We start from the raw sequence: 652 nt of genomic DNA, 5'->3' as shown, positions 1-652 counted from the left end.
CATCGTCCAGTAAGGGCATCGGTATGGCCGCCCGAACGCGGATCGCGCACGGAGCCCACCCTGCGCTGGCCGCCGCGTGCGGAATAAGAAGCTGTTTGCAAGCAACTTATTGATATAAAAAAGTAAAAGTTGCTTGGTGCCGCCTTTTTTTTCAAAAAGGCGGCATTCCCTGAAGCTTTATGATTACACAGCCTCTATGCGTGTGGGACGGCCTGCCGTCAGGTCGTGGCGGGTTCCGTGCGGGCCAGCAGAACCAGATCGTCACGATGGATCAGTTCATCTTCGCCCTGCCAGCCCAGAAGGGATTCAATCTCGTCCGACTGGTGGCCTGCGATCCTGCGTGCCTCGTCCGCCGCATAGGCCGCCAGCCCGCAGGCAATCTTCTGCCCGTTGCGGTCCAGCACGGCAATGAGATCGCCCCGGTCGAAATCCCCGGCTACGGCGGTAACACCCGCGGGCAGCAGGGATGACCCCATGACCAGCGCCCTGACCGCGCCATCGTCAATCACGGCATGGCCAGCCGGGGTCAGGCTGCCCGCGATCCAGTTCTTGCGCGCCGAGCGGGCATCCGCCGTGGGCAGGAACCATGTGCAGCGGCCGCCATCACGCAGGCGGGCGAGGGGGTGCAGCCCCTTGCCCAGCGCGATGGCCA

1 protein-coding gene is annotated in these 652 nt (G+C 63.5%); it reads right to left on the bottom strand.

The features are described 5' to 3' along the window. Positions 1-218: 218 nt before the first annotated feature. Positions 219-652, bottom strand: a 434-nt coding sequence (locus tag JCM25156_RS19555) for a PUA domain-containing protein (RefSeq protein ID WP_025814480.1), incomplete at its 5' end; no start/stop codon positions are given.

Source organism: Komagataeibacter kakiaceti JCM 25156, assembly GCF_000613305.1.
Note: the sequence above shows the minus strand (reverse complement) of the source record. Positions and strands in the feature narration are given on the sequence as shown.